Source organism: Kitasatospora sp. NPDC059160, assembly GCF_042755465.1.
Classification (GTDB): domain Bacteria; phylum Actinomycetota; class Actinomycetes; order Streptomycetales; family Streptomycetaceae; genus Kitasatospora.
In genome coordinates this window covers 1-20786 of the sequence record NZ_JBHZCN010000013.1, presented here as the reverse complement: position 1 = coordinate 20786, position 20786 = coordinate 1, and the positions used below count along the sequence as shown (strand labels likewise).

Annotated in this window: 21 protein-coding genes and 2 pseudogenes; 8 read left to right on the top strand and 15 right to left on the bottom strand. The window is 75.0% G+C overall.

Annotation, left to right across the window (positions count from 1 at the left end):
* The first annotated feature begins 63 nt into the window (after window positions 1-63).
* On the top strand, window positions 64-549 hold the full coding sequence (locus tag ACFXOZ_RS07890) for an inorganic diphosphatase (protein WP_375884480.1): 486 nt from the start codon (window positions 64-66) through the stop codon (window positions 547-549).
* 56 nt (window positions 550-605) lie between these two features.
* Here the strand turns inward: ACFXOZ_RS07890 and ACFXOZ_RS07885 are convergent, their stop codons facing one another.
* A complete protein-coding gene (locus ACFXOZ_RS07885) occupies window positions 606-1898 on the bottom strand; it encodes a pyroglutamyl peptidase (protein WP_380588379.1) in 1293 nt (430 codons plus the stop codon).
* Between the two features lie 69 nt (window positions 1899-1967).
* Here ACFXOZ_RS07885 and ACFXOZ_RS07880 point away from each other — a divergent pair, with 69 nt between their 5' ends.
* The 3 genes and pseudogenes from ACFXOZ_RS07880 to ACFXOZ_RS07870 all read left to right on the top strand — a co-directional run.
* On the top strand, window positions 1968-2222 hold the full coding sequence (locus ACFXOZ_RS07880) for a hypothetical protein (protein WP_380588376.1): 255 nt from the start codon (window positions 1968-1970) through the stop codon (window positions 2220-2222).
* 58 nt (window positions 2223-2280) lie between these two features.
* Window positions 2281-3327 carry a TerD family protein gene (locus tag ACFXOZ_RS07875; protein WP_380588373.1) on the top strand — a complete coding sequence of 349 codons (1047 nt, stop codon included), beginning with the start codon at window positions 2281-2283 and terminating at the stop codon, window positions 3325-3327.
* 34 nt (window positions 3328-3361) lie between these two features.
* A pseudogene (locus ACFXOZ_RS07870) lies at window positions 3362-3475 on the top strand (IS5/IS1182 family transposase); the annotation flags it as partial.
* A 63-nt stretch (window positions 3476-3538) separates the two neighbouring features.
* Here ACFXOZ_RS07870 and ACFXOZ_RS07865 read toward each other — a convergent pair.
* The 12 genes from ACFXOZ_RS07865 to ACFXOZ_RS07810 all read right to left on the bottom strand — a co-directional run bounded on the left by ACFXOZ_RS07865 (window position 3539) and on the right by ACFXOZ_RS07810 (window position 15230).
* Entirely contained in the window at window positions 3539-4579 is a 1041-nt protein-coding gene (locus tag ACFXOZ_RS07865; protein WP_380588370.1) for an SDR family oxidoreductase, read from the bottom strand.
* A gap of 48 nt (window positions 4580-4627) precedes the next feature.
* Window positions 4628-5887 carry a beta-ketoacyl-[acyl-carrier-protein] synthase family protein gene (locus tag ACFXOZ_RS07860; RefSeq protein WP_380588367.1) on the bottom strand — a complete coding sequence of 420 codons (1260 nt, stop codon included), beginning with the start codon at window positions 5885-5887 and terminating at the stop codon, window positions 4628-4630.
* A complete protein-coding gene (locus tag ACFXOZ_RS07855) occupies window positions 5884-6135 on the bottom strand; it encodes an acyl carrier protein (RefSeq protein WP_380526729.1) in 252 nt (83 codons plus the stop codon). Before ACFXOZ_RS07855 ends, ACFXOZ_RS07860 begins: the two co-directional genes overlap by 4 nt.
* 26 nt (window positions 6136-6161) lie before the next feature.
* Window positions 6162-7409: an aspartate aminotransferase family protein gene (locus tag ACFXOZ_RS07850; protein ID WP_380588364.1), complete on the bottom strand. Its 1248-nt coding sequence runs from the start codon at window positions 7407-7409 to the stop codon at window positions 6162-6164.
* The gene (locus ACFXOZ_RS07845) at window positions 7406-7864 is read right to left on the bottom strand and encodes a type II toxin-antitoxin system RatA family toxin (protein ID WP_380526733.1); all 459 of its coding nucleotides are present in this window, start codon (window positions 7862-7864) and stop codon (window positions 7406-7408) included. Before ACFXOZ_RS07845 ends, ACFXOZ_RS07850 begins: the two co-directional genes overlap by 4 nt.
* A complete protein-coding gene (locus ACFXOZ_RS07840; protein WP_380588361.1) occupies window positions 7851-9065 on the bottom strand; it encodes a GNAT family N-acetyltransferase in 1215 nt (404 codons plus the stop codon). Before ACFXOZ_RS07840 ends, ACFXOZ_RS07845 begins: the two co-directional genes overlap by 14 nt.
* A complete protein-coding gene (locus tag ACFXOZ_RS07835) occupies window positions 9062-10195 on the bottom strand; it encodes an acyl-CoA dehydrogenase family protein (protein ID WP_380526737.1) in 1134 nt (377 codons plus the stop codon). Before ACFXOZ_RS07835 ends, ACFXOZ_RS07840 begins: the two co-directional genes overlap by 4 nt.
* A gap of 45 nt (window positions 10196-10240) precedes the next feature.
* Entirely contained in the window at window positions 10241-11284 is a 1044-nt protein-coding gene (locus ACFXOZ_RS07830; protein WP_380526739.1) for a cytochrome P450, read from the bottom strand.
* 364 nt (window positions 11285-11648) lie between these two features.
* Window positions 11649-12128, bottom strand: a complete 480-nt coding sequence (locus tag ACFXOZ_RS07825; RefSeq protein WP_380526741.1) for a GerMN domain-containing protein — start codon at window positions 12126-12128, stop codon at window positions 11649-11651.
* Complete coding sequence (locus tag ACFXOZ_RS07820; RefSeq protein ID WP_380588358.1) at window positions 12122-13648, bottom strand: ATP-binding protein; 1527 nt, start codon at window positions 13646-13648, stop codon at window positions 12122-12124. Before ACFXOZ_RS07820 ends, ACFXOZ_RS07825 begins: the two co-directional genes overlap by 7 nt.
* Window positions 13649-13841: 193 nt before the next feature.
* Window positions 13842-14513: a C39 family peptidase gene (locus ACFXOZ_RS07815; protein ID WP_380526745.1), complete on the bottom strand. Its 672-nt coding sequence runs from the start codon at window positions 14511-14513 to the stop codon at window positions 13842-13844.
* Window positions 14514-14600: 87 nt separating this feature from the next.
* On the bottom strand, window positions 14601-15230 hold the full coding sequence (locus ACFXOZ_RS07810; RefSeq protein WP_380526747.1) for a TetR/AcrR family transcriptional regulator: 630 nt from the start codon (window positions 15228-15230) through the stop codon (window positions 14601-14603).
* A 129-nt stretch (window positions 15231-15359) separates the two neighbouring features.
* On the opposite strand from ACFXOZ_RS07810, the gene ACFXOZ_RS07805 reads away from it, so the two are divergent.
* Entirely contained in the window at window positions 15360-16397 is a 1038-nt protein-coding gene (locus tag ACFXOZ_RS07805) for an aldo/keto reductase (RefSeq protein WP_380526761.1), read from the top strand.
* 35 nt (window positions 16398-16432) lie between these two features.
* On the opposite strand, the gene ACFXOZ_RS07800 is transcribed toward ACFXOZ_RS07805, so the two are convergent.
* A complete protein-coding gene (locus ACFXOZ_RS07800; RefSeq protein WP_380526749.1) occupies window positions 16433-17350 on the bottom strand; it encodes a LysR family transcriptional regulator in 918 nt (305 codons plus the stop codon).
* A gap of 108 nt (window positions 17351-17458) precedes the next feature.
* On the opposite strand from ACFXOZ_RS07800, the gene ACFXOZ_RS07795 reads away from it, so the two are divergent.
* The 3 genes from ACFXOZ_RS07795 (at window position 17459) to ACFXOZ_RS07785 (ending at window position 20589) form a co-directional block, all read left to right on the top strand.
* Window positions 17459-18502, top strand: coding sequence for a zinc-dependent alcohol dehydrogenase family protein (locus ACFXOZ_RS07795; RefSeq protein ID WP_380526750.1), 1044 nt, complete (start codon window positions 17459-17461; stop codon window positions 18500-18502).
* 123 nt (window positions 18503-18625) lie between these two features.
* The gene (locus ACFXOZ_RS07790) at window positions 18626-19630 is read left to right on the top strand and encodes an ROK family protein (protein ID WP_380588355.1); all 1005 of its coding nucleotides are present in this window, start codon (window positions 18626-18628) and stop codon (window positions 19628-19630) included.
* On the top strand, window positions 19627-20589 hold the full coding sequence (locus ACFXOZ_RS07785) for a 1-phosphofructokinase family hexose kinase (protein ID WP_380588352.1): 963 nt from the start codon (window positions 19627-19629) through the stop codon (window positions 20587-20589). Before ACFXOZ_RS07790 ends, ACFXOZ_RS07785 begins: the two co-directional genes overlap by 4 nt.
* A 35-nt stretch (window positions 20590-20624) precedes the next feature.
* Here ACFXOZ_RS07785 and ACFXOZ_RS07780 read toward each other — a convergent pair.
* Window positions 20625-20786 (bottom strand): annotated as a pseudogene (locus ACFXOZ_RS07780) (IS630 family transposase); the annotation flags it as partial.

Here is a 20786-nt window from a genome sequence, read left to right as displayed (position 1 = left end):
GGACCAGTGGAGGAGGCGAGAGTGGAGCCCGTGGAGCCCGTGGAGCCGGCGGAGTTCGAGGTGATGGTCGAGATCCCGCAGGGATCGCGCAACAAGTACGTGATGGACTTCGACGCGGGCCGGATCAGGCTGGACCGCACCCTCTTCACCGCCACCCGCTACCCCGCAGACTACGGGTACGTCGAACGCACCCTCGGCGGCGACGGGGAGCCGCTGGACGCGCTCGTCCTCGGCGGCGAACCCGCCGTCCCCGGCTGCGTGCTCACCTGCCGGGCGGTCGGGATGTGGGTGATGCGCGACGAGCGCGGACCCGACCAGAAGGTCCTCTGCGTCCCGGCCCGCGACCCCCGCTACGCCGACCTGCGGGACATCGGCGACCTGCGCGAGTTCGACCTGCTGGAGATCACCCACTTCTTCCAGGTCTACAAGGACCTGGAGCGCGGCACGTCGGTCGAGGGCTCGCACTGGGCGGGCCGGGACGCCGCCTACGCCGAGATCGCCGAATCGCGCGCCCGGGCGGCGGGCACCCGCTTCGCCCGCCCGGCCTGAGCCCGTCCAGCTGAGCCCGGGCCCACGGCAGGGCCCGGGCCCAGCGGTTCGTCGGCTCAGAGCCGCGCGCTGCTCAGGATCGCGCGCACCTGGGCGGCGACGGCGGCCTCGTTGTGCTCGAACTCCGGTGAGGTGACGCGGTCCTGCCGGTCCGGGAGGCCGGTGAGGACCGGGGTGTGGAGGTGGCCGCCGGGCAGCGCGGGGTCGAGGTCGAGGCGCAGGCGGTTGGAGCGGTAGGCGACCTCGTTGGAGAGGTAGCCCCCGCCGCCCCCGGCGACGGCGCGGGAGCCGGGGGTCGGGCCGTCGGGGCGGTCGACCGGGGCGGTGGCGCCCGCGGGGATCTCGGTGACGGGGGTGTTGAGCAGCACGGGGTGGGGCTGCTGGACGGCCGTCATGGCGTCGGTGGGCAGGGTGGTGCGGATGAACTCCGGGCCGTCGGCGAGGCCCGGGGCGTCCACCGGGTGCTGCCGGGTGCCGCCGGAGAGCGCGGCGGCGTTGTCGGTGTACGGGTCGGCGGAGCGGGCGCGGCCGGCCCAGGCCTCCAGGGTGAACTTGCCCGGGTAGCCCTGGCTGATGCTGGTGATCAGGTCGGCGGACTGCGGGCCGCCGGGCTCCAGGTGGGGGCCGAAGGCGCGTTCCACGATGCCCTGGTCGAAGTCGCGGTAGCGCACCGGCAGGACGACGGCCCGCACCTCGGCGGTGCTGCCGTCGGCGAGGGTGATCCGCTGCCCGTGCAGTTGCAGCACGGCCGCGCCGGAGGGGTTGGCGCGGCGCGCTTCGGTGTCCAGGCCGTACGGGTCGAAGCCGCTGACGAAGATCCGTCGGACGCCGGGCTCGGGTTCGTCGGCGAAGCCGTCGTCGAGGCCGCGCGAGGCGTCCTCGAAGCGGGCCCGCAGTCCGGCGTGGTCGACGTCGAACCGGGGCTGCCACTGGGCGAGTTGCACGGTCATGGCGAGTCGCGCCCAGTACAGCGGGCGGTCGTCGAGGGCGGGCAGTTCGCCGCCGGGCCGGCGCCCCTGGGCGCGGTCGAGGCCGGCCTGCCAGAGCTTGCGGCCCCAGCTGTCGACCACCCGCTGGGCGCGGTGGGCGGTGCGGGCGGCGCAGAGGGCGGCGGGGAAGCCGTGGAGCAGGTCGGCGAGGCCGGAGCGCTCGGTGAAGACGGCGGTCCGGGCGTCCTGCAGCCGGGCCTGTTCGGCGTCCGGCGGGGCGGTGGTGACGGTCCGGCAGCCGTCCGGTGCGGCCTGGGCCCCGGCGGCGGGGGCGAGCAGCGCGGCGAGGGTGCCGACGAGTGCGGTCGCCAGGGCGGCGCGGCGGGTGGCGGAGCTCGCGGCGCGGCGGGTCATTGTCATGGCCACTGACATTAGGCGGCGGGCTGACACCCCGCCAGGGTGCCTGCGCCGTACCCGTAGGCTGAGCGGGTGACACCCCTCGATCCGACCGTGAAGTCCCTGATCAGCGACCCCTACGGCGCCTACGCCGCGCTGCGCGCCGAGGCGCCCGTGCACCGGGTCACCGGCCCGGACGGGCTGCCCGTCCGGCACCTGCTGCGCCGCTTCCCCGACCTGGCCCTGGACGCCCCGGCCGAGGAGCTGCGCCACCGCCCCGCGCTGCGCGCCCGCGGCCTGCTGGAACTCCCCGTCCGCATCGGGTCGCAGGGGCGGGAACCGGCGTGAGCTCTACAGCGTTGTCGTGGTCGAACAGCGTGATTCGGACGGTGGTGGAGGAAACCCCATGAGTGTGGCCCTGACGAAGGGTGGCAACGTCTCCCTGGCCCGGCAGGCGCCCGGCGTGCGGTCCGTCCGGGTGTGCCTCGGGTGGACGGCCGGAGCCGGGTACGACCTGGACGCCAGCGCGCTGCTGTGCGGCCCGTCCGGGAAGGTCCTCACGGACCAGCACTTCGTCTTCTTCAACAACCTGCAGAGCCCGGACGGCGCGGTCCGCCACCTGGGCTCCGGCGGGGGCGGCGAGGACGCGGAGCGGATCGAGGTCCGGCTCGGGGACGTCTCGGCGCAGGTGGAGAAGGTCGCCTTCGCGGTGGCGATCTACGACGCGGCGCAGCGGCGGCAGAGCTTCGGCCAGGTGCGCCGTGCGTACGTGCGGGTCGTCGACGCGGACAGCGGCACCGAGGTGGCGCGCTACGACGTGACGCCCGAGACGGGCAGCGAGACGGCCATGGTGTTCGGCGAGCTCTACCGCAACGGCGCGGACTGGAAGTTCCGCGCGGTCGGGCAGGGCTACGCCTCCGGGCTCGCGGGCATCGCCACCGACTTCGGGGTCGACGTCCTGCAGCCCGCGCCGGCGGCTCCGGCCCCTGCCCCTGCCTCCGTCTCCGCGCCCGTACCGGTCGCGCCCGCGGCGCCGCCGGTCGTCCCCGCCGTTCCGAAGACCCAGCCAGCTACAGGGAGTTCACCCGTGACGTGCTTCTTCGACCCCACCCACGGCGCCGGTTCGGCCGTGGTGCTGTGGCAGCCGCAGTGGGGCGTGCCGCGCCAGGTCGAGACCTGCGCCGCCTGCGCCCAGCGGGTGCAGACCACCGTCCCGCCGTTCTACACCCCGCCGCAGGCCGGTTACCCCCAGCAGGGCTACCCGCAGCAGGCGCAGCCGCAGGTGCCCGCCCAGCAGCAGGAGCAGGGCGGCCGCCGCTTCGGCACCGGCGCGATGATCGGCGCGGGTGCGGCCGGCCTGGTCGGCGGCGTGCTGCTGAACGAGGCGCTGAGCGACGACGAGCCGCAGGTGGTCGTCAACAACTACTACGAGGACGACGACTCCTTCTTCTAAGAGGAGCTGACAGAACGGCGAGGTGGCCATGGTCGACCGTGCCCGACCGGGCTCGAAGCACCACGTGATCACGGACGGCCACGGCACACCGCCGGCCATCACCCTGACCGGCGGCAACCGCCACGACGTCACCCAGCTGCTGCCACTCTGAAGCCGAGTCGACCCTCGGCCGGAGCGCAGCTCTGCCGCCCGGTCCGGCCGTGACGTCGGGTCAGGAGGCCGTGGTGAGGGCCGTCCACGGCTGCGGGCGGGCCAGGGCGAGACGGGGTTTGGCGTCGGCCCAGTGGCGCACGGCGGTGGCCATCACGGTGGCGGGGTCGGTGACCGGATGGGTGGGGGTGAAGGGCTCCGTCATCGAGGTGTAGCTCTGGAACATCGCGAGCAGCTTGACGGCCTGGGCCTGGAACGGCGAGAGGTGACGGTCCGCCAGGGGCAGGAAGAAGCGGTTCCAGCGTTCCGTCGGGACGAGCGGCGGGCGCTCCACCGGGGCGATCCCGTGGGCGGCGCGGCAGGAGTTGAGGGTGTCGCAGATGACGTCGAGCAGGGCGGAGAGCGTCAGACAGGCCGGGCCTGCCGCGATCACCTCGGTGCGTGGGGTCGGCGGGGGCTCGGCGAGGCCGGCGGCTGCGATCACCCGGGCGACCTGGTCGACGGGGCTGATCTCGGCGTAGCCGTCCGGGTCACCGACCACGACGGCGGCCAGGCCGGACACCAGGGCCTGGAGGATCGTGTACGGCCCCGAGAAGCGGGCGATCCGCCCGTCCCGGCTGCGGCCGACGACCAGCGGCGGGCGGACCACGGTGAGCGGTCCGGGGTGCTCGGCCCGGGCCAGGTCCTCGCAGCGGGCCTTGGACCACTCGTAGCCGTTGCGATAGCCCTCGAACTGCGCGCTGCGAAGGTCGCCGGGGTTGCGGGTGCCGCCGACGTAGGCGGTCGAGACGTGCACCAGGTGGGTGTCCCGGTCGGCCAGGGCGAGCACTGCCCGCAGCGGCTCCACGTTGGCGGCGACGGCCTCCGGACGGGTGAGGGTCCAGCGGGTGGTGGCCGCCGCGTGGACGATCACGTCCCAGTGGCCGGCCAGTTCGGCCGGCGGGGGTTCGGCCCCCATCCGCCAGCGGACCGAGGCCTCGGCGACCGAGGCGTCGACGGTGGCTCGGCGGGCCACCGGCACGGGCGTGTGGCCCGCCGCCCGCAGCAGGCCGGTGACCTCGGTGCCGACCACACCGGTCGCGCCGGTCAGGAGGATTCGCATGGGACGTCCCGGAACGAGGAGGGGATACGAGGGGGGAATCGGGGAAGGTCAGGCGGGGACGAGCACCAGGCAGGCGTTCTGGCCGCCGAAGCCGAAGGAGTTGGAGAGGACCGGCGCCGGTGCGATGCCGCGCGGCACGGAGCGGACCAGGTCCACCAGGTCGGCCTCCGGGCTGGTGCCGAGGTTCGCGATCGGGGGCACCTCGCCCCGGGTCGCGCAGAGCAGGCCGAGCGCTGCCTCCAACGCTCCGGAGCCGCCGATCAGATGGCCCGTCACGCCCTTCATCGCCGTCACGGGCAGGGCTCCGGCGCCGAAGCAGCGCTCGATCGCCCGGGCCTCCGCCCGGTCGTTGAGCACCGTCGAGGTGCCGTGCGCGTTGACGTGGCCGATGTCCGCCGGTGCCAGCCCCGCGTCCGCGATCGCGCGTCGCATGCAGCGGGCCGCCACCTCGCCGTCCTCGATCGGGGCCACGATGTGGAAGGCGTCGCAGTTGTCCGCGTACCCCGCCACCTCGCCCAGGATCGCCGCGCCCCGCGCCAGGGCCGCGTCCCAGCGTTCCAGCACCAGGACGGCGGCCCCCTCGGCCATCACGAAGCCGTCCCGGTCCGCGTCGAACGGGCGGCTGGCCAGGGCCGGTTCGCCGTTGCGCGCCGACATGGCGCGCATCTTCGCGAACGCGCCGACGATCACCGTGGTCACCGGCGCGTCCACGCCCCCCGCCACCGCCGCGTCCAGTTCGCCGTAGCGGATCCGCCGGGCCGCCTCGCCGATCGCGGTGGTGCCGCTGGCGCACGCCGAGGAGTACGTGGTGCAGGCACCCCGGAGGCCGTAGCGCAGGGCCAGGCGGGAGGCCGCGGAGTTCGCCATGGTGCGCGGCACGGTGTGCACCGGCAGGCCGCCGGGGCTGTCCCAGTGGTCCGTGGTCACCTGCTCCATGCTGGCCAGACCGCCCATGCCGGTGCCGATCTGCACGCCCACCCGGTCCGGCGGCGGACCGCCGTCGGTGAGGCCCGCCGCGGCGACGGCGTCGGAGGCCGCGCAGAGCAGCAGGGTCGCGGCCCGGTCGATCTGCCGGGCCTCACGGCGGGTCAGGTACGCCTCGACGTCGAACGGAGGCACCAGCGAGGCGATGGTCACCGAGACGCCCCGCTGCACCAGGAGGTCGACCACCCCGGCGGTGGGCCGGGCCTTGAGCACCGACTCGTAGGCCTCCTGCACGCCGGTGCCCGCCGGAGACTTGACCCCGATCCCGGTGACCGCCACCCGGTGGCCGCCGTCCGGACGCCTGGAACCCCGGTTCGCCGTCACCGGTCCCCCGTCCGGAGCGTGAGGAGGTCGATCGCCTGGCCGACGTCCTCGGCCCGGGTCAGGTCCTCGACCTCGATCCGCAGGGCCAGCGCGCGTTCGAGGCGGGAGCCGATCTCCATCAGCTCCAGGCTGTCGATGCCGTAGTCGGCCGACAGGCTGGTGCGCTCGTGCACCTCCTCCACCTCCGTGCCGAGCACGTCCGAGATCGTCGTCCGGACCATCAGGGCCAGTTCCTCACGCGTGGGCATGTCACTCCTTCCTGAGGGTGCGGGGTTCATCGGGCGGCCACGGCGGTCAGGGCCTCGTCCAGGAGGCCGAGACCTTCGGCGAGCTCGGCCTCGGTGGCCACCAGCGGCGGCAGCAGCCGGATGGTGGTCGGGCGGCCCAGACAGGGTGAGACCAGCAGGCCACGGGCGGCGAGTTCGAGGACCGTCGCGCCCGCGTGGGCGGGCGTATCCAGCTCGACGCCGCGCAGCAGACCCCGCCCCCGCACCTCGCGCACCGTCTCCGGGTGGCGGGCGCGCAGGTGCTCCAGGCCGGAGTCCAGCAGGGCGGAGAGCACCCGGCCGTGCCCGGCCAGGCGGTCCATGGCCGCCAGCGCGGGCGGCAGGGCCGCACAGCTCAGCGGGTGTCCGCCGAAGGTCGCGGAGTGCAGGAACGGATCGGCTTCCAGCGGCGCGTACAGCCGCTCCGAGCTGACCAGTGCCGACAGCGGGACCACGCCGCCGCCGAGCGGCTTGCCCAGCAGCACGCCGTCCACCGGCAGGCCCTCGGCCAGCGCGAGCGAGGGCTCACCGCAGCGGCGCAGGCCGCACTGGATCTCGTCGGCGATCACCATCGCCCCGTGCTCGACCGCATCCGCGCACCACCGGCGCAGCACCTCCACCGGGAGCGGTACCGCACCGTTCTCCCCCTGGACCGGCTCGAACACCAGCGCGGCCACCGGTCCCGCCGCCAGCTCCCGGGCGAAGGCCCGCGCGTCCTGCGGGTCCAGGTGCGCCACCTCCACGGCGCAGCCGCGCAGGCCGACCCGGTAGAGCGGACTGTGCGTCAGGGCCAGGGCGCCGAGCGACTTCCCGTGGAAGCCGCCGCACACCGCGAGCACCCGCTCCCGGCCGGTCGCCAGTCGGGCCAGCTTGACGGCGACCTCCACCGCGTCCGAGCCGTTCAGCCCGAAGTGGACCTTCGGCAGGGCGTGCCCGAGGTGCGCCGCCAACCGGCCGGCCGCGTCGGCGGCCACGGGGTTGGCCAGGCTCCGGGTGGCGGTGGGCATGGCGTCCAGCTGCCGGTGGACGGCGGCGAGTACCTCGGGGTGCCGGTGGCCGAGCAGGGTGACGGCGTACGAGCCGAAGTCCAGCACCCGGCGCCCGTCGGACAGGGTCACCCTGGTGCCTTCGGCGGCCGTCTCGACCGCACCGCGCCCGGCGAAGCCACTGGTCAGCGCGAGCTTCCCGGACAGGTGCCGGCGCACTTGGTCGAACACCTCGGTCGCGGCGGTCGGCGTCATCGGGCCACGCGTCATCGGGCCACCACCGCGACCGGGACGAGCCGGGCGCGCAGTGCGGTCAGCATCTGCTCGGCGTTCTCCCGCAGGGCGTCGGCCGCGATCGGGTTGAGCATCTCCGCGAGCAGCGGGATGCCGATGTCGAAGTCGACACAGAGCTCCACCCGGCTGCCGCCGTCGGCCACCTCCCTGACCGCCCAGTGGCCGGAGAACTCGCCCAGGTCCCCGGTGAGTTGGCGGAAGTCGAACCGCCGGGCCGCCGGGTCGATCACCTCCGCCTCGGTCCACCGCAGCACCGATCCCTCCAGCCGCACCGACCAGGCGGTGGTGCGGTGGCGTTCGTCGGTCCGCTCGACCACCACCACCTCGTCCACGCTCTCCATGCAGTGCTGGTACGACTCCACGTCCACCACCGCCGCCCAGACCAGCTCCGGCGGCGCGGCGATCGGCAGGTCCACCTCAACGTGCGGCACGGGACAACCCCTTCGGTTCAGGGAGGGACGGGGGGACGTGTTCGGCGTGCGGCCCGAGGGCCTTCGCCCTCGCGGCGGTCAGGGCCGGGGGCAGCATCCGGCGCAGCAGGGCCCGCCGCAGCGGATGGAGCTGCGTCATCGCGTACCACTGCTCGACGAGGTCGCAGCCGAGCTCGACCTTCGGCTGGTAGGCGGTCTGGGCGAACCGGATGTGGGTGCATCCCGAGTCGATGGCCAGCCGGATCGCCGCGTGGTGCACGGCGTGGTAGAGCCCGGCGTCGTGGGCGATCCGGTAGTCCAGGCCGATCCGGGCTCCGGTGGCGCCCGTCCCGGCGAACAGGCAGAGGAGGAAGGCCACCAGCCGCTCGCCCTCGAAGCAGGCCACCAGTCGGCGTCCGGCCGAGTGCCCGGTGTGGACGGCGGCCAGGAAGTCGGCGTCCAACACGTCCAGCCGTTGGTCGGCCCGGTCCATCACCTGTCGGTACAGCCCGAGCATCTCCGGCAGCAGGTACGCGAAGTCCTCCAGCACCTCGGTCCGCAGCCCGGGCCAGGCCGCCGCCCGGCGCAGTTTGCTGCGCGCGTTGCGCCGCGCCTTGGCGGGCAGGCGGGTCAGGTAGTCCTCGAACCCTCCCGGGCCCAGGCGGAGTTCGGTGTCCGGGAGGGCGGGCAGGAAGAAGAAGCCGGCGCCGGCCAGGGCGGGCCGCAGCGCCGCCAGTTCGACCGGCGCGAAGTCCTTGAACACCACCGTGCCGAGCCCCTCCCGGCGGGCCATCGCGAGCGCCCCGCCGACCAGCGCGTCCAGGGCCGGCGGCGGCAGCCGCCGGTCGGTCAGCAGGTGTCCCTGGCCGAGCAGGTGGCCGCAGAACAGCATCGGCACCGTCAGCGGGCCGGGGAGCAGGCGCCGCAGCGGAGCGAGGCGTCGTCGGCCGTCGGCCCCGAGCACCTCGTCCAGCCGCAGCCGCGGGAACAGGCTGACCGGCAGCACCGCGAGTGGCTCCGGCTCCGCGGGGGCGTCCTGACGGAGCACCAGGTGGGCGTACCCGTCCGGGCCGATCGCGGACGCCTCCATCGCGCGCAGCACGTCGCGCGACCACATCGGGTCGTCCGGCGGCGCCAGGCGCTCCCACAGGCCCTCCGGGAGCGCGTCGACGCCGCGCACCACCTCGACCTGGTAGCCGGCCGCGGCGCTCACGCCCGTCATCCGATCCGCAGCGGGCGGCCGTCGAGGTACTCGCGCAGCGGGCCGGCCATCCGGGCCCGGGCGGGCGGGTGGAAGCCGAGCGCCCCCGCCGCCGAGGCCAGGTAGCTGCCCTCGGCCGAGCCGACGAAGGCCATTCCGCCCAGGGCGGCCAGGCAGCCGCGGGTGGTGCGGGCGATGGCGTCCTCCGCCGCGTAGCGGGCCGCCAGCGCGGCCGCCAGCAGGCCGTCGTCCCAGGGCTGGTCCGGGTCCGCCATCGCGCGGGCCACCGACTCCACCGCGAGCATCGCGGCCTCCACCTCCACCAGGGGTCCGGTCGGGTCCTGCGGGGGGCCGCCGGGCTTGGTCAGCACCCGCTCCACCAGTGCGCTGGCCACGCCCAGGTAGCCGGCCGTCAGCAGCAACTCGAACCAGAGGAAGCCCGCCGTGTTGAGGTCGTCCGGTACCGCGTCGGCCGTGACCTCGGTGACCAGGACCATCTCCTGGTCCAGCTCGACCTCGGTCAGCACCACCTCCTCGCTCTCCGCGCCGGCCAGCACCGCGTTGCGCCAGAACGGCCGCACCTCGATGCCCGGGGTGGAGGCGGGGACCAGCGCGACGGCCAGCCGCTCGACGCCGTCCTGGTCCGCGAGCAGCACCGAGGCCGTCAGCAGGTCCATCGAACGGGAAAGGCTGCACGGCATCTTGCTGCCGTTCAGCACCACCTGCTCCCCTCGGCGACGGGCGGTGATGTGCGGTTTGAGGATGTTCTGCCCGGCCCGGCCCTCCGCGAAGGCGGAGGCCAGCAGCAGGCCGTCGGCGGCGATCGAGGCGAGCAACCGCTCCTCCGGAGCGCCCGGGGTGGCGGCGCGGACCAGTCCGGCCACCGAGAAGTGGTGCATCGTGGTGGCCACCGCCAGCGAGGGGCAGCGGGCCCCGACCGCACGCTGGACGCGCACCGCCTCCAGGGCGCTCACGCCCTTGCCGCCCAGGGCACGGGGTACCAGCAGGCCGGGGCCGCCGGCGGCACGGAACGCGCCGATCGCCGGGCTGGGGGCGCTCTCCAGGCGCTCCAGGGGCTGGGCCGCCAGGGCGGCGTCCAAGCCGGTCAGGTGGGTCTCCAGGGCGGCACGTTCGCGATGCAGGAAGCGCACGGGACCGGTTCCTCCGAGGGCTGTGGTCGGGACTGTGGGGGCGGGTCAGCCGGCCAGGGCCAGCGGGAGGCGGGTGAAGCCGCGCAGACCGTCGCAGGTGCGTCGGGTCGGCGGGCCGGACAGCGTCAGCCGCGGAAAGCGGTCGAGTAGTTGGCGCAGCAGGACGGATCCCTCCAGCCGGGCCAGCGCGGCGCCGACGCAGTAGTGCGCGCCGGCGCTGAAACCCAGCACCCGGCCGTCCGCCCGACCGACCGCGAAGGCGTCCGGATCCGCGAACACCTCGGGGTCCCGGTGTGCGGCCGCCATCACCGTGATGACGCTCGCTCCGGCCTGCAGGGGGACCCCGGCGACCTCCGTGGCCCGTGCCGTGATGCGTTCCGTCATCGGTACCGGGGCGTCCCAGCGCAGCGACTCCTCCAGCGCCGCCGGCACCAGGTCGGGGCGAGCCCGCAGCAGGGCCCACTGGTCGGGATGGCTGAGCAGGGCGTACACCGCCATCCCGAGCATCGCGACGGTGGTCTCGAAGCCGGCGGCGAACACCAGGACCAGCACGTCGACGAGTTCGTCGTCCGTCAGCCCGGCGCCGTCCGTCAGGGAGCCCGCGGCCAGGGCCGAGGCGAGGTCGTCGGCAGGCCGGAAACGGCGCTCGCGCAGCAGCCCGGCGAAGTACTCCCGCAACCCGCTCACCCCCCGGTCGGCCCGGGCCCAGTCCTCCGGGGTGCGGACGGGTTCCAGCAGCCGGGCGGCATCGTCACCGAGCAGGCTCAGGTCTTGCTGGTCCGCACGCGGCACGCCGATCAGCTCGCCGACCGTCGCGACCGGAAGGGGCGACGCGACCAACTCGTGGAAGTCGGCGACCGCGCCACCGGCGGCGGTCTCCGCGAAGGCGTCCAGCAGTTCGGTGCCGAGCTCCTCGACCCTGGCCCGCAGTGCCGCGACCCGACGGGCGCTCAGCTCCCGGGCCGCCAGTCGACGGAGTCGGTCATGGGCGGCGTGGTTGGTGGCCAGCATCGAGGAGTAGAAGAAGTCGGCGGCAGGGCGGCCGAGGGCATCCGGGATTTCCCGCTCGCACCACTCCCGGTCAGGCACCAGGAAATCCGGACCGGCGAGAACGGACTGGCATCCCGCGAAAGTGGTCAGGAAATGGGAGCCGATCGTCGCACTATAATAAACCGGCGCCAGCTCTCGAAGTCCAGCCAGGGCCGGGTAGGGATTCTCCCTGCCCTCCGGGGTAAAAACCGATAAAAGGATCGCCTCTGGATTCAACGGTTCGGCCTTTTGTCCGATCGACGGAAAGACGGTTCCTGTCGCTCTTTCCACGGTGCCCGTGCAGTGTATATCGGAGATTCCGAAACTCGCCCGAACCGGGCCATTCCAAAAGTTCGTGACCGTATGTCAGAGCCCGTTCCGAACCGGTCCCGGCCCTCGTGCCCCCGGTCCGACGCCCCCTCGCTCAGCCGGTGCGGTGCAGGTCGCACTGCTGCTGGATGGCCGAGGGGGCGTCGCTGCTGACGATGGCGACCCTCGGCACCGGGCCGGCGGTGGGGGCGTCCTCGGTGGTGCAGACGAGCTGCTGGATGGCGGGGGCGGACAGCGAGGCGGCGGGCCAGGAGAGCCGCAGGGTGACCACGCCGGGGGTGGCGGTGGCCTGGACCCGGCCGTCCTTGGGGAGGTCGCTGTACAGCCCGGTGCGCCGTTCGGTCGGGTCGGGCCCGGCCAGCAGGGTGTCCAGGGTCTGCTGGAGGTCCTCGCGCTCGGCGCTCGGCCGGATGGCGGGCCGGATGCCGTGCTGGTCGAGGAAGTACAGCCGGGTGCCGGGCTGGACGCCGGTGGCCGGCTGGCCGCTGCGGACCGAGCCGGTGGTGGAGATGGAGCAGCCGCCGGTCAGCAGCAGGACCGCGGCCAGCGGGACGAGTCGGCGGAGGGTCACCATTCCTCCTCCCCGTCCAGTCCGCGGGGCAGGACGAGGGTGAACACCGCTCCGCCGTCCGGCACGTTGGCGGCCTCGATGAGGCCGCCGTGCAGCCGGGCGTTCTCCTGGGCGATGGCCAGGCCCAGGCCGCTGCCCTCGGAGCGGGCCCGGGACTTGTCGGCCTTGTAGAACCGGTCGAACAGGTGCGGGAGTTCGGTGGGCGGGATGCCCGGACCGTGGTCGGTGACGGTGAGCACCAGTTCCTCCTCGCTGCCCCGCAGGGCGAGCCGCACCGGCGGGCGGCCGTGGCGCAGGGCGTTGCCGACCAGGTTGGCGACGACGACGTCGAAGCGGCGCGGGTCGAGCCGGACGGGCAGGGCGGCGGGCAGGTCGAGGTCGACCTGCTCGCCCCAGCCGCGCAGGTCGAGGGTCTCGCGCACGGCGGTGGCGGCGTCGACGGTCTCGGTGCGCAGCGGGGCGGCCCCGGCGTCCAGCCGGGAGATCTCGATCAGGTCGTTGACCAGCCTGGTCAGTCGTACGGTCTCGTTGCTGATCATGCGCAGTGCGGTGGCGGTGTCGGCGGGCAGCTGTTCGGCGTCCTCGTCGAGGATGTCGGTGACGGCGAGCATCGCGGCCAGCGGGGTGCGCAGTTCGTGCGAGACGTCGGCGGCGAAGCGCCGGCCCTGGGACTCGATGGCGCGCAGTTCCTCGATGGTGCCCTGGAGGGTGCGGGCGGTGTGGTTGAAGGTCTTGGAGAGCTGGGCGAGTTCGTCGTGCCCGGTGACGGTCAGCCGGGTGTCCAGCCGGCCCTGGGCCAGGGCCCGGGCGGCGTCGCCGAGCGCCCGGACCGGCCGCAGCACCTGGCGGGCGGCCAGCAGGGCGAGTCCGGCGGCCAGCACGGCGGCGAAGGCCCCGGCCCCGGCGGCGCCGGCGAGCAGGGCGGAGGCGGCGCTCTGCTCGCGGTCGAGGGGGAGCAGGGCGTAGACGGTGAGCCCGGACGCCCCGGCGGGGCCGCCCTTCGCGTAGCTGACGGGGACGCCGACGGCGAGCCAGGGGTGGCCGTCGGCGGCGAAGCGCTGGAACGCGGCGTGGCCGGTGTCGACGGTGTGCTGGAGGGCCGACGGGACGGCCACGGGCTGGGTCCACTCCGAGTGCTCGGCGCCGTAGGAGGCCAGCACCCGCCAGTCGCGGAAGCCGCCGGTGCCCGACAACTGGGCGGCCAGGCGGTCGAGTTCGCCCTGGGTGGGCGGGAAGGGCAGGGCCGGGGCGAGCACGTCGACGCGGCGGCGCAGCTCGTCCAGGGCGGTGTCCTTGGTCAGGTCGAGGGTGGAGGTGGTGGCGGCCCGGTAGGTGAGGGTGGCGGTGGCCAGCGCGCTCAGGGCGGCGACGGCGACGAAGGCCACCAGCAGGCGTGGCCGCAGCCCGGCGACGGCGCGGCGCAGCCGGACCAGCCGCGGCGGGTGCGGGCCCGGGCGCGGCGGCGGGTCGTCGGACGGTCGGGGCGCGGCGGCCGGTGCGGGGTCCGGGGCGGCGGCGCTCACCGCGGCCCGAAGCAGCCGCAGCGCGGGCCGCGCGCCGGGGCCGCGGGTGCGGAGTCGTCGTCCTCGAACAGGAATAGCCGTGCCATGGGAGTCAGTATCGGGGGTTGACCTGGGGCAATGCGCCACGGGGGCGGTTCGGGGGCGGGTTCTTGCCAAAAACTCATACATCGCTCACAGGCTGCGCGGGCGCCGGTCAGTCGATGACCACCGCCATCTGCCCGTAGGTGGCGTACCCGTCGGCGAAGGACTCCTCGGACACGGTCGTCCGGCCGCGGGCGGGGTCGTTGACCGACACCCTGCCGTTGCCGAACCCGGTGACCACGACGGTGTGCTCGGCCGGCCCGGCGTACAGCACGCTCCGGCCGTCGTAGGCCGTGTAGGTGGTGCTCCGGAGGCGCCGCCAGTGGTAGTCCACCCAGACGATCGCCGGGTGGCCGGCGGCCAGCTGGTCCTTGAGCTGCTGGACGGAGACGCCCGAGCCGTCCTGGCGCACGGTGAGCCCGTACGAGCGGGCGGCGGCGACGACGGGCGGGGAGTAGACGCCGAAGCCGGTGCCGGCCGACTCCGAGCCGTCCGGGTCGCCGACGAAGGCTACGTAGGGGTCGCCGGACAGCGGGCCGGAGTGGCCGAACTCGGGGTGCTCCCGGTCGACGCCGATCCGGTCGAGGATCTGCTGGTCGTCGGCGCTCACGCCGCGGGCGGCGAGGAGCATGCGCAGCGCGGCCGCCTCGCAGTCGTCGTTGAGCTGCTGGTCGTAGTAGGGCACGGACACGGACGCGGGGGCGGCCGAAGCGGGGCTTGCGCCCGCCGCCAGGGTTGCGGTGGCCAGGACGGCGAGCAGGGAGGCTCGTACGGTGATCGTCATGGCCATGACGCTACGAAGGATGGTTGCGTTCCGCAGTCGCTGACCGGCAACCAGGTGACGGAACGCAGCTGCTCCCGATCGGCCGTCTCAGCTCGCGGCCCGTCGGTACGCCCCCGCCCGGGCGGCGGCCTCGGCAGCGGCCGCTGCCCGGTCGGCGGCCGCCTCGTCGAGCGGTTCGGCGGTGGTGAGCATCCGGTAGTAGAGCGGCGCCGAGACGGCCCGGATCACCTCCAACGGGTCGGTGTCGGCCGGGAGTTCGCCGCGCTCGACGGCCTCGGTCACGCACGGCGCCCACTCCTCGACTCGGCGCCGGTAGAAGTGCCGCAGCGCCTCGGCGGTGCCCGGGTCGCCGTTGGCGGCCACCAGGACGGCGCGGAACAGCGCGCCCTGCCGGGGGTCGGCCAGGGTGCGCCGGACCAGTCGGGCGTTGGCCCGCAGGTCCTCGGCGAGCGAGCCGCTGCGGGTGCGCGGCAGCGACTGCTCGGCCATGTCGGCGAGCAGGTCGGCGACCAGGGCGGTGGTGCTGCCCCAGCGCCGGTAGACGGTGGTGCGGCCGACCTCGGCGCGCTGGGCGAGGTCGCCGAGGTCGAGGCCGGCGAAGCCGTGCTCGACCAGGGCGTCCTCGGCGGCCCGCAGGACGGCGGCGCGGACCCGGGCGGTGCGGCCGCCGGGGCGGACGGTGCCGGGGGTGGAGGGCGTGTCGGGCTCGTCGACCATTAACGGGATTCCTGTTCCATTAGTTGGGTGGAGTCTGCTAGCTTCGAGACATCCTAACGGAACGGGAGTCCCATTAGTGGCTCCGAGGGGAGAACCGTCATGACGACCACCACCACGGCACCCACCGGCATGGAGTACCGCCGCCTCGGCGCCTCCGGCCTCAAGGTCCCCGCCCTCAGCCTCGGCACCGGCACCTTCGGCGGCCGCGGCCCGCTGTTCGGCGCCTGGGGCAGCACCGACGTCCAGCAGGCCCGCCGCCTGCTCGACATCGCCCTCGACGCCGGGGTCACCCTCTTCGACACCGCCGACGTCTACTCCGACGGCGCCGCCGAGGAGGTGCTCGGCCAGGCCCTGCGCGGCCGCCGCGACCAGGTGCTGATCTCCACCAAGGCGGGCCTGCCGCTCGGCGACGGCCCCCAGGACGCCGGCACCTCCCGGGCCCGGCTTCTGCGCTCCGTCGAGGACGCGCTGCGCCGCCTCCGCACCGACCACCTCGACCTCTTCCAGCTGCACGCCTACGACGCCGCCACCCCGATCGAGGAGGTGCTGGCCACCCTGGAGGACCTGGTCCGCGCGGGCAAGATCCGCTACACCGGCGTCTCCAACTTCTCCGGCTGGCAGCTGATGAAGTCCCTCGACCTGGCCGAGCGCCACGGCCGCCCCCGCTACGCGGCCCACCAGGTCTACTACTCCCTGGTCGGCCGGGACTACGAGTGGGAGCTGATGCCGCTCGCCGAGCAGGAGGGCGTCGGCGCCCTGGTCTGGAGCCCGCTCGGCTGGGGCCGCCTCACCGGCCGGATCCGCCGCGGCGAGCCGCTCCCGGCCGGCAGCCGGCTGCACGACACCGCCGACTACGGCCCGCCGGTCGAGGAGGACCTGCTGTTCCGGGTGGTCGACGCCCTGGACGAGGTCGCCGCCGAGACCGGCCGCAGCGTCCCCCAGATCGCGATCAACTGGCTGCTGCGCCGCCCGACCGTCTCCTCCGTGATCATCGGCGCCCGCAACGAGGAGCAGCTGCGGCAGAACCTCGGCGCCGTGGGCTGGTCGCTGACCCCGGAGCAGGTCGCCCGGTTGGACGCCGCCAGTGCCCGTACCGCGCCCTACCCGTACTTCCCGTACCGCCGGCAGGAGGCCTTCGCCCGCCTCAATCCGCCGCTCGCGGGCTGACTCCGTCGAGGCGGCTCTCCGGCGCCCCGCGGTGGTCAGCCCAGCCGGTCGGCGGCTTCGAGGCAGGCGGCGATCGTCGGCTGGTGGGCCGTGCCCTGGCGGACCGCGGTCTCGATCGTGCGGGTGAGCGTGGCGTCCGACACCGGTCGTACGGTCAGCGTCGGCGGGAGGCGGTCGGCGGCGATCCGGGGGATCAGCACGGTGTGGCCGCCGCTCGCGGCGAGGGCGGTCATGGCGGCGAAGTCGGTGCAGGTGTGCCGCACCCGCGGGGTGAAGCCGGCCGAGCGGCAGGCCTGGAGGACGGCGTCCCCGCAGGGGGTCTGCGGCGGGGCGGTGATCCACGAGGTGTCCGCGAGCTCCCGCAGGTCGACCGGCGCCCCCGCGCCGCCCGCGGTCGTCGCCGGGCCGGCGGCCGGGTGGTCGGCCCGCACCACCGCGACCAGCGGATCGGTCCGCAGGGTGCGGGTCTCGATGCCGGGGTACGGGGGCGCGGCGAGGTTGGTGTAGCGGTAGACGAGCGCGACGTCGGCGCGGCGCTGGAGCAGCAGCCGTACGGCGGCCTCGGGTTCGGCCTCGGTGATGTGCACCTCCAGGCCGCGGTGGGCGCGCTCCAGGGCCTCGCCCAGCGGGGCCGCGACCGGGACCAGGGCGCTCGGGAAGCAGGCCAGGTGCACCGGGCCGGTCGGTTCCCCGGCGCCGGTGCGCAGCCGCTCCCCGGCCTCGTCGAGCGCCGCGAGCACCGCCCCGGTGTCCGCGGCCAGCCGGTGCCCGGCCGCGGTGAGGTGGACGGAGCGTCCGGTGCGCTCCAGCAGGGCGGTGCCGGCCTCCTCCTCCAGCAGCCGCAGCTGCTGGGAGACGGCGGAGGGCGTGACGCGGTGGAGTTCGGCCACGGCGGTCACCGTGCCGTGCGCCTCCAGGTCGCGCAGGAGGACGAGCCGTCGGACATCGAGCATCAGTCCAGCTTAAGGGCCTGCTGTAGGAGATGTAGCTGGACGCGGGGGCGTGCGGACGGCGAACCTGACGGCCCGACCCCAGTCCCCGAGCAGTACGGGAGTGTCTTCGTGCGCGCCACCGTGATCCACGGCCCCAACGACATCCGGATCGAGGAGGTGCCCGACCCGGTGGTCCGGCGGCCCACCGACGCGGTGGTGCGGGTGGTCAACGCCTGCATCTGCGGCAGCGACCTGTGGGCGTACCGGGGCGTCGCCGCCCGGGTCCCCGGGCAGCGGATCGGGCACGAGTTCCTCGGCGTCGTCGAGGCGGTCGGCCCCGAGGTGACCGGCTTCGCGCCGGGCGACTTCGTGCTCGCCCCGTTCGTCTGGTCGGACGGCACCTGCGGGTTCTGCCGCGAGGGCCTGCACACCTCCTGCCCCGAGGGCGGCTTCTGGGGGTCGGTCGGCTCCGACGGGGGCCAGGGCGAGGCGGTGCGGGTGCCGTTCGCCGACGGGACGCTGGTGAAGCTCCCGAAGGAGGCCGCCGGTGAGGAGAAGCTGCTGCCCGGCCTGCTCGCCCTCTCCGACGTGATGAGCACCGGCCACCACGCCGCGGTCTCCGCCCGGGTCCGCCCCGGTGCCACCGTCGCCGTGGTCGGCGACGGCGCGGTCGGCCTGTGCGGCGTGCTCGCCGCCCACCGACTGGGCGCCGGGCGGATCATCGCGCTCGGCCGACACGAGCGGCGCACCGCGATCGCCCGCGACTTCGGCGCCACCGACGTCGTCGCCGAGCGCGGCGAGGCCGCGGTCGAGGCCGTCCGGGAGCTGACCGGCGGACTCGGCGCGCACGCCGTGCTGGAGGCCGTCGGCACCGAGGAGTCGATGCGGACGGCCCTCTCCATCACCCGCGACGGCGGCACGGTCGGCTACGTCGGCGTGCCGCACGGCGGCTCGGCCGGCGTGGACATCTCGCAGATGTTCGACCGGAACGTCTCGCTGGCCGGCGGCGTCGCCCCGGCCCGCGCCTACATCCCCGAACTGCTCCCGGACGTGCTCTCCGGCGCCATCGACCCCGGCGCGGTCTTCGACCGCACCGTGGACCTCGACGGCGTCCCGGACGGCTACCGGGCGATGGACGACCGTACGGCGCTCAAGGTCCGCATCGCCTTCTGACCGCATCGCGTTCTGACCGTCCCGCTCCCCGGGCCGCGGCTGCCCTCTTGTTCAAAGTTGATCGACTGCCCTATCTTTTGCTCAGCTTCAAGCAACTCATTGCAGATTCGAGCAGGGGGATCGATGGCCCACGTCGCCGCCGAGAACGTCATCGCCCTGGACATCGGCGGCACCGAGATCAAGGGCGCCGTGGTGGCGGAGGACGGCACGGTCCTGCGCAGTGAGCGCCGGCCCACCCGGCCCGCCCGCGGCGGTGGCGCGGTCATCGACACCGTGCTCGACTGCGCCGCCGAACTCGCGGAACTCGCCCGGCGGGCCGGAGCCCCGCCCCGGGCCGTCGGCGTCGTCGCGCCCGGCCTGGTCGACGAGAGCGCGGGCACGGTGGTCAAGGCGGTCAACCTCGACTGGCACGACATCCCGCTCCGCCACCGGGTGGCCGAACACCTCGGCCTCCCGGTCGCGTTCGGCCACGACGTCCGGGCCGGCGGCCTCGCCGAGGCCCGCCTCGGCGCCGGGCGCGGCAGCGACTCCTTCGTCTTCGTCCCCGTCGGCACGGGCATCGCCGCCGCCGTGGTGACCGGCGGCCGCGCCCAGGGCGGCGCGCGCGGGATCGCGGGCGAACTCGGCCACCTGGTCGTACGGCCCGGCGGCGAGCGCTGTGCCTGCGGCGGCCGGGGCTGCCTGGAGACCGTCGCCTCGGCCTCCGCGATCGCCCGCCGGCACGCCCGGCTCACCGGCACCCCGGACCTCGGCGCCGAGGACGTGCACCGGCGGGCGAGCGCCGGCGAGCCCGTCGCCGCCCAGGTCTGGGCCGAGGCGGTGGCGGCCCTCGCCGACGGCCTGGCCGCCACCGTCACCCTGCTCGACCCGGAGCGGATCGTGATCGGCGGCGGCCTCGCCCGGGCCGGGGCGGACCTCCTCGCCCCGCTGGCCACGGCACTCGCCGAGCGGTTGGCCTTCCGCACCCCGCCCCGGCTGGTCGCCGCCGAACACGGCCGCAGCGCGGGCTGCCTCGGCGCGGCCCTGCTGGCCCGGGACCTGCTGGCCCGGGACTTGCTGGTGGCCGGGGGCCCGTCGGCCGGGGACCCGTTCGTCCAAGCCCCGTCGCCCGTCGGAGGCACGCCGTGATCCTCACCGTCACCCTCAACACCGCCGTGGACGTCACCTACCGCCTCGACCGGGTGGCCCGGCACGGCAGCAACCGGGTCGGGGCCGTCACCGAACGGGCCGGCGGCAAGGGCGTCAACGTCGCCCGGGTGCTCGCCGCGCTCGGTCACGACACCGTGGTCACCGGCCTGGTCGGCGGCGCCACCGGGCAGGCCCTGCGGGCCGACCTCGCCGCCGCCGGGCTGCGCGACGCACTCCAACCGATCGCGGGCCCCACCCGGCGCACCGTCGCCGTGGTCGAGGACGCCACCGGAGACGCGACCGTCTACCTGGAACCCGGCCCCACCGTCACCGCCGAGGAATGGTCCGACTTCACCGTCCGCTACCGCCGACTGCTGCGCACCGCCCGGGCCGTCGTCCTGTCCGGCTCGCTGCCCGGCGGCGTGCCACCGGACGCCTACGGACAGCTGGTCGCCCTCGCCGCCGAGGCGCGGGTGCCCGCCGTCCTCGACGCCGAGGGGCCCGCCCTGCTCGCCGGACTGGCCGCCGGCCCCGCCCTGGTCAAGCCCAACGCGGCCGAACTCGCCGCGACGGCGGGCCCGGTGGACCCCCTCACCGGCGCCCGGCTGCTGCGCGCCGCCGGAGCCCGTGCCGTGGTCGTCTCCCTCGGCCCCGGCGGGCTGCTCGCCAGCACACCGGAGGGCGACTGGCGCGCCCGCCCGCCCGAGGACGCGCGCGGCAACCCGACCGGCGCCGGTGACTCGGCGGTCGCCGCCCTCACCGCGGGCCTGGTCGCCGCAACCCCGTGGCCGGAGCGGCTGGCCGAGGCCGTCGCCCTCTCCGCGGCGACCGTGCTGGCCCCGCTCGCCGGCAGCTTCGACCCGGCGGACCACCGGCGACTGCTCCCCCTCGTCCGGGTCCACCCGGTCCATCCGGCCGTACCGGGCTCCGCCCCGCGAGGAGAACCGCACCCCTCGTGACCCGGCGGGTCCGTCGGTGAATCGGCTGCGCCACCCTAGTGTCCTGAGTCCTTGATCCGTCGGATGTATCCAGCGAGGGATTCGAGGATCTGGTCAGCGGTTTTGGTCCAGACGTAGGGCCGGGGGTCGGTGTTCCAGTCGGCGACCCAGGCGCGGATGTCGCGTTCGAGGGCCTGGACGGAGCGGTGGACGCCGCG